The organism is Lacticaseibacillus songhuajiangensis (assembly GCF_003946025.1).
In the GTDB taxonomy this organism is placed as follows: Bacteria; Bacillota; Bacilli; order Lactobacillales; family Lactobacillaceae; genus Lacticaseibacillus; species Lacticaseibacillus songhuajiangensis.
In genome coordinates this window covers 1-6887 of record NZ_RHNR01000075.1, presented here as the reverse complement: position 1 = coordinate 6887, position 6887 = coordinate 1, and the positions used below count along the sequence as shown (strand labels likewise).

The window sequence follows — 6887 nt, the reverse complement described above, 5'->3', positions numbered from 1 at the left end:
TGGCTGTGTATTCCCGACATGATTTTCGTCGGGGGTACACAGCCAATTTTATCGGGAGCGGGATATTGACGCTGGGCCTGCGGCAATATCCCCAGTGGAAGACGGCGTAGCCGGCTGGAACGGTCCCCGCTAACGGAGTTCCTGCCCGCGAAGCCAATCCGCACCAGACCCGGCCTTCGGTCTACCCCACTATTTTCAATTCCTGCATCCTTGCGCATGAAAGTTTCCCGACTTACGCTGACGGACAGTGAAAGTGGGGAAGAAAGCGCATTACGACGCGATTTTGTTTACAATTATGCTTGTTTCGGGTATCATAACAAAGTATGCATTAGCAGCGTCTGCAAAAGACGCTGACAACACAATGTCGGAGGGAAACCATGACTGCAAAGTGGAACAAAAAGGACGCCGTAACCGGCGAACTTACTTTTGAAATTGATCAGGATCAGATTAAGACGGGCCTTGATAAGGCTTTTAACCGTGTTAAGGGCAACATTACTGTACCCGGCTTCCGTAAGGGTAAAGTAAGCCGTACTATCTTCAACAAGATGTACGGTGAAACAGCGCTGTACGAAGACGCCTTGAACGACATCTTCCCAGAAGCTTACGAAGCAGCTGTTGCTGAAGCAGGTATCGAACCTGTTGACCAGCCTCAGGTAAGCATCGAAAGCATGGAACCAGGCAAGAACTGGGAAATCAAGACCACTGTTACCGTTAAGCCTGAAGTTAAGCTTGGCGAATACAAGGGCGTTGCCATTCCTAAGCAGAACAAGCGCGTATACGCTGCTGATGTTGATAAGGAAATCGAAGAAAAGCGCCAGCAGATGGCTGAACTTGTTGTCAGCGAGGACGCTGCCAAGAAGGGCGACACCGTTGTTATTGACTACAACGGGACCATCGATGGTAAGGAATTTGACGGTGGCTCTGCTAAGAACTACAGTCTTGAACTTGGTTCAGGTTCCTTCATCCCAGGCTTTGAAGACCAGCTTGAAGGTCACAAGGCCGGCGAAGACGTGACTGTTAAGGTGACCTTCCCAGAAGACTACCAGTCTAAGGAAGTTGCTGGTAAGGATGCTGAATTCGCTACAACCATTCACGAAGTTAAGGTTAAGGAACTCCCTGAACTTGACGACGAATTTGCGAAGGATGTTGACGAAGACGTTGACAGTCTTGACGACCTGAAGAAGAAGGTTCGCGAAGACCTCAAGGCCAAGAAGGCTAACGAAGTTCAGGAAGCTAACGAACAGGCTGCCCTCAAGGTTGCGGTTGACAACGCCACAATCGAAACCATCCCAGACGCCATGATTCAGACTGAAATCCAGCAGCAGATGGACCAGTTCTTCGGCAACATGCAGCGTCAGGGCATCAACCAGGAAATGTACTTCAAGCTGACCGGCACAACTGAACAGCAGATGCGCGACCAGTTTGCTGGTAACGCTGAAACCCGTGTTAAGACCAACCTCGTGCTCGAGGCCATCGTTGCAGCTGAAAACATTGAAGCTAGTGACGACGAAATCGCAAACGAAGTTAAGAGTCTGGCAAGCGACTACGGTATGGAAGAAACCGCCGTTCGTAACGCGCTTTCCGACGACATGCTCGTTCACGACATCTCCATGCAGAAGGCAATCGCTTTGATTCGCGACAGCGCTGTTGAAGAAAAGAAAGACGACAAGAAGTCGGACGACTAATTCCGCTTTTTGAGTCAGGAAGAAAGGTCCCCAGTTTGGGGGCCTTTTTTTGCCCGCGGGGACATATCAAACCTGATGTCCAGTGGTCAGAGCAATACCGCTGTGTTACCATAGCCTAAGCATGGAAAAGACTATTGGATGTCTTGTTTCCATAGAAGAAAGGGTTGAAAAGATTGTTTGATAACGTAGATTCTAAGGGTCCAGTTACCTGCTCGTTCTGCGGCAAGTCACAGGATCAAGTAAAACGAATCGTCGCCGGCCCTGGCGTGTACATTTGTAATGAATGCATTGATCTCTGCAAGCAAATTATTGATGAAGAATTCAAGGAAGAATCCATTCAGAACCTCACCGAAGTGCCAAAGCCGCTCGAAATTCTGAAGATTCTGAACGATTACGTCATTGGCCAGGATGCCGCCAAAAAGGCCCTCGCCGTTGCAGTTTACAACCACTACAAGCGCATTAACCAGATGGCCAGTGCCCAGGATGGCGAAACTGAGCTGCAGAAGAGTAACATTGCACTCATTGGGCCTACCGGTAGTGGGAAAACCTTCCTTGCCCAGAGCTTGGCCCGCATTTTGCAGGTGCCATTCGCGATTGCCGATGCCACTACGCTGACCGAAGCCGGCTATGTTGGTGAAGACGTTGAAAATATTCTCCTCAAGTTGCTCCAGAACGCCGACTTCGACGTTGAGCGCGCGCAGAAGGGGATCGTGTACATCGACGAAATCGACAAGATTGCCAAGAAGAGCGAGAACGTCTCCATTACGCGTGACGTTTCCGGTGAAGGGGTGCAGCAAGCGCTCCTCAAAATTCTTGAAGGGACCATTGCCAGCGTGCCACCACAGGGCGGTCGTAAGCACCCCCAGCAGGAATTGATTCAGATTGACACCACGAACATTCTGTTCATCGTTGGGGGTGCCTTTGACGGCATTGAAACCATCGTCAAGAACCGCCTGGGTGAAAAGACCATTGGTTTCGGAACTGATGAAGGCAAAAACGTTAACCAGAGCGTCAGCCTGATGCAGCAGATTGTGCCGGAAGACCTGATGAAGTTCGGGATTATTCCGGAATTCATTGGCCGGATTCCAATCCTGGCAGCATTGGAAAAGCTGACCGAGGATGATCTGGTGCGGATTCTGACCGAACCTAAGAACGCGCTTGTCAAGCAGTACACCAAGTTAATGGAACTGGATGGCAAGAAGCTTGAATTCACGCCAGCGGCACTGAAGGCGATCGCCCACGAAGCCATTGTGCGCGATACTGGTGCCCGTGGGTTGCGGTCAATCATTGAAAAGGTGATGCAGGGGATTATGTTTGACCTGCCAAGCCGGGATGATGTCGCTAAAGCGGTCATTACGAAGGAAGCAGTCCTGGGAACAGCAGAACCAAAGCTGGTTCTGAAGGATAAGGAAGCTTCATAAACCGAGACATTCACGAAAAGCGCGGCGAGTCGCCGCGCTTTTTGTATACGCCGGCAAAAGTTGCGGGGAATATGGTAAGATGTTGAAAGAGAAAGAGAGGCATTGAAGCCATGAAAGTAACTGACGTCAGCCTAAGTATTAGCGCCGTGCGTGAGGCACAGTACCCAGACACTGAATTCCCGGAGATTGCCTTCGTTGGCCGGTCCAACGTGGGGAAGAGTTCCCTCATTAACAATTTGTTGCAGCGTAAGAAGATGGCTCGCACCTCCAGTGTGCCGGGCAAGACCCAGACGCTGAACTTCTACTTAGTGAATCAGGGACTGTATTTTGTCGATGTGCCGGGATTCGGCTACGCCCGCGTGAGCAAAAAGGCCCGTGCCGAGTTCTCCGCGATGATTGAAAAGTACCTGGAGACCCGCCAGCAGTTGCGCGGTGTCATTCAGCTCGTCGATGCGCGGCATGAACCGAGTGAACTGGACATTTCGATGTACCAGTACCTGCAGTACTACAAGATTCCAACGCTGGTTGTTGCCACCAAAATCGATAAGGTGAAGAAGAACCAGTGGAACAAGGCCGAATCCATTCACAAAAAGAGCATGGAATTAGACCAGGCAACTCAGTGGGTGCCATTTTCCGCGATTGACACAACGGGAACGCAGGAAATTTGGGATTGGATTGAAAACAAGTTCTAGGAGGAGCACAGCATGGAATTCAACGATTATCAGAAGCTCGCAAACCGCACGCTTGAGGGTAATGAGCACGTCCTGACAAACCTGTCACTTGGTCTTGCCAGTGAGTCGGGGGAAGTTATCGATCTTATTAAGAAGTACACTTTCCAGGGAGCCGACCTAGATCAGGAACAGCTCAAGCACGAAATGGGTGATGTCTTGTGGTACCTCAGCCAGATTGCGTTGTGGGCAAACGTTGACTTCGATGAAGTGGCCAAGAGCAACATTAAGTCCCTTGAACAAAAATATCCAAATGTAAAACGGTAAATATACATTACTAACTGAATAAAGAAGGGGTAAGCACGCATGTGCTTACCCCTTCTTTTCGCTTTGTTGCTGAAAAACAGTGTGACCAGCGGTCGCTTACTTGTCCTTCTTAGCGTTCTTTTCCAGACGTGCATAAGCGGCCTGGCGTTCTTCTTCTTTTTTAGCTTTTTTAGCATCAATGTCCTCGGGGTTAATCTTACCCTCCGGAATTGTTGCGAACTGATCGAACAACTTGTTCATATCGTTTTGTCGGTTTACCTTAAGTCCCATGGTGAAGCCTCCCTTCGCCGGTATTATAGCATGAATCGTTGTTTTTACGGTATCACTATCTGCATTGTAGCGGGAAAGTATGTATTATCTTGCAAAAAATCATGAATTTTTCACGCATATTACTTGCATAAATATCTATATGCGCGTATAGTTATCAACATCGACAAACGAAGGGGATCGTTAAAGATGAAGAAGATTAAACAGCTCGTGCTGACATTCGTGCTCAGCCTGCTCGCCGTACTTAGTTTTGCGGGTGCCAAGCAGGTTAACGCAGCGGACAACAGCCTCCAGCAAATTAAAGACAAGGGTACCATCATCATGGGTACCAGTCCTGACTACGCACCATATGAATTCCTGGTCAACGTCGGCGGGAAGAACCGCGTTGAAGGGATGGACGTCGAGGTTGGTAAGCAAATTGCCAAGGACCTCGGGGTCAAGTTGCAGATTAAGCAAATGGATTTTGACCAATTGCTCGTTGCCCTGGAAACAGGCAAGGTCGACATGGTCATCTCCGGGATGTCACCAACCAATGAACGTGCCAAGAGTGTTGACTTCTCGCACGTCTACTACCAAGGTGGGCAGGATATTCTGGTCAACAAGGCGGATGCCAAGCTTTACGCGAAGGGGCACACCGCACTGCAGGGCAAGAACGTTGGTGCCCAGACCGGGAGCCTGCAGTACACGCTTGCTAAGAAGCAAATCAAGGATTCTAAGGTTAAGGGTCTCGGCAAGGTGACCGACCTGATTCTGGCCCTCAAGAGCCACAAGGTTGACGCGCTTAACGTTGAAAAGCCAGTGGCTGAAGCCTACGCGGCCAATGATAACCAGTTGGTTGCGATCGACGGGAAGTACACGCTCGGCGATGACATGCAGGGGACTGCGATTGGCTTCAAGAAGGGTTCCAAGACCCTGGTTGCGTCAGTTAACAAGACCCTGGATCACATTAAGAAGCACAATCTCACCAAGCAGTACCTGCAGACCGCAGGGAAGTACATGGCCGGGAACACGGCTAACACCTCCATGATTCACTACTGGAAGTACTTCGCATTAGGGGTTGGCTACACGCTCCTGATTACCGCCATCGCGGTTGTCTTCGGGATTCTGCTCGGGATTCTGTTTGCACTGATGCGGATTGGTAAGAACAAGGTGCTCCACGCCATCGCGGTTGCCTACATCGAATTCATTCGGGGCACACCACTCATGGTCCAAATCATGTTCGTGTACTTTGGTATTGGGATGATCGTCCAGATTCCAGCACTTGTTTCTGGGATTATCGCCGTTGGGATTAACTCCTCCGCCTACGTGGCTGAAATCATCCGTTCCGGGATCAGCAGCATCCCGGTTGGGCAGACCGAAGCCGCACGGTCATTGGGGATGTCCCAGCGTCAGGCTTTGACTAACGTCGTATTGCCACAGGCGATTAAGAATATTTGGCCAGCACTTGGTAACGAGTTCATCTCACTGATTAAGGAAAGTTCCATTGTTTCCATCATCGGTGTTTCCGACCTGATTTACCAACTGAAGGTTGTTCAGACCGCAACCTACCGTGGGATTGCACCAATTGCCGTTGCGATGGTTCTGTACTTCGTCATGACATTCACGCTGAGCAAAATTCTTGGACACTTTGAAGGGAAGATGAAGCATGAAGGATAACGCATTGCTTGAGATTAAGGACGTTAAGAAGTCCTTTGGTAAGACTGAAGTTTTGACGGGGATTACCGAGACCGTCAACAAGGGTGACGTGATTGTTGTCATCGGGGCATCCGGTGGTGGTAAGAGTACCTTTCTGCGTAGCTTGAACTGCCTGAGCAAGCCAACTTCTGGTGAAGTGCTGTTCGAAGGCACTGACCTCGTGAAGTTGAATGACAAGCAGCTCGACGAAGTGCGGGAAAAGATGGGGATGGTATTCCAGAGTTTTAACCTCTTCCCCAACAAGACGGTGCTCGACAACATCACCCTCGCCCCAATCAAGGTGAAGGGTGTGGCCGAAGCCGACGCCCAGAAGAAGGCAAAGGAATTGCTCGCCCAGGTCGGCTTGTCCGACAAGGCGGATGCTTACCCAAGTAGCCTTTCTGGTGGCCAGCAGCAGCGTGTGGCAATTGCCCGCGCGCTGGCGATGGAACCGGACGTGATGCTTTTCGACGAACCCACCAGTGCGCTGGACCCCGAAATGGTCGGCGAAGTGCTGAAGGTTATGCAAGATCTTGCTAAGTCCGGGATGACGATGATTGTCGTTACTCACGAAATGGGCTTTGCCCACAAGGTTGCGGACCAGGTTTGGTTCATGGATGGTGGCCAGATTATCGAAAAGGGCACGCCAGAACAGATTTTTGAGCACCCAACGGAAGACCGTACCAAGGACTTCCTCAGCAAGGTTCTCGAACAGTAATTCAGGAAAAGCCGTGGCGTGCCGCGGCTTTTTTGCTGCATACGCTGTCCGTCAGCGTAAGTCGGGAAACTTTCATCCGCAAGGATGCTCAGTTTGAAAATAGTGGTTAGACCGAAGGTCGGGACTG

Annotated in this window: 7 protein-coding genes; 6 read left to right on the top strand and 1 reads right to left on the bottom strand. The window is 50.3% G+C overall.

The window, feature by feature from the left end; translation table 11 throughout:
• Window positions 1–377: 377 nt before the first annotated feature.
• The 4 genes from tig to EKM97_RS11685 all read left to right on the top strand — a co-directional run bounded on the left by tig (window position 378) and on the right by EKM97_RS11685 (window position 4101).
• Complete coding sequence (gene tig / locus EKM97_RS11700; protein WP_125572551.1) at window positions 378–1685, top strand: trigger factor; 1308 nt, start codon at window positions 378–380, stop codon at window positions 1683–1685.
• Between the two features lie 173 nt (window positions 1686–1858).
• Window positions 1859–3106, top strand: coding sequence for an ATP-dependent Clp protease ATP-binding subunit ClpX (gene clpX / locus EKM97_RS11695; protein ID WP_125572550.1), 1248 nt, complete (start codon window positions 1859–1861; stop codon window positions 3104–3106).
• Between the two features lie 110 nt (window positions 3107–3216).
• On the top strand, window positions 3217–3798 hold the full coding sequence (yihA, locus tag EKM97_RS11690) for a ribosome biogenesis GTP-binding protein YihA/YsxC (RefSeq protein WP_125572549.1): 582 nt from the start codon (window positions 3217–3219) through the stop codon (window positions 3796–3798).
• Window positions 3799–3810: 12 nt separating this feature from the next.
• The gene (locus EKM97_RS11685; protein WP_125572548.1) at window positions 3811–4101 is read left to right on the top strand and encodes a nucleoside triphosphate pyrophosphohydrolase family protein; all 291 of its coding nucleotides are present in this window, start codon (window positions 3811–3813) and stop codon (window positions 4099–4101) included.
• 96 nt (window positions 4102–4197) lie between these two features.
• Here EKM97_RS11685 and EKM97_RS12015 read toward each other — a convergent pair whose 3' ends face one another.
• Complete coding sequence (locus EKM97_RS12015) at window positions 4198–4371, bottom strand: SPJ_0845 family protein (protein WP_164507542.1); 174 nt, start codon at window positions 4369–4371, stop codon at window positions 4198–4200.
• Window positions 4372–4557: 186 nt separating this feature from the next.
• Here EKM97_RS12015 and EKM97_RS11680 point away from each other — a divergent pair, with 186 nt between their 5' ends.
• Both EKM97_RS11680 and EKM97_RS11675 read left to right on the top strand, forming a co-directional pair.
• Window positions 4558–6024, top strand: a complete 1467-nt coding sequence (locus EKM97_RS11680; protein ID WP_125572547.1) for an ABC transporter substrate-binding protein/permease — start codon at window positions 4558–4560, stop codon at window positions 6022–6024.
• Window positions 6014–6760, top strand: coding sequence for an amino acid ABC transporter ATP-binding protein (locus EKM97_RS11675; protein ID WP_125572546.1), 747 nt, complete (start codon window positions 6014–6016; stop codon window positions 6758–6760). Before EKM97_RS11680 ends, EKM97_RS11675 begins: the two co-directional genes overlap by 11 nt.
• The last annotated feature ends 127 nt before the right edge of the window (window positions 6761–6887 follow it).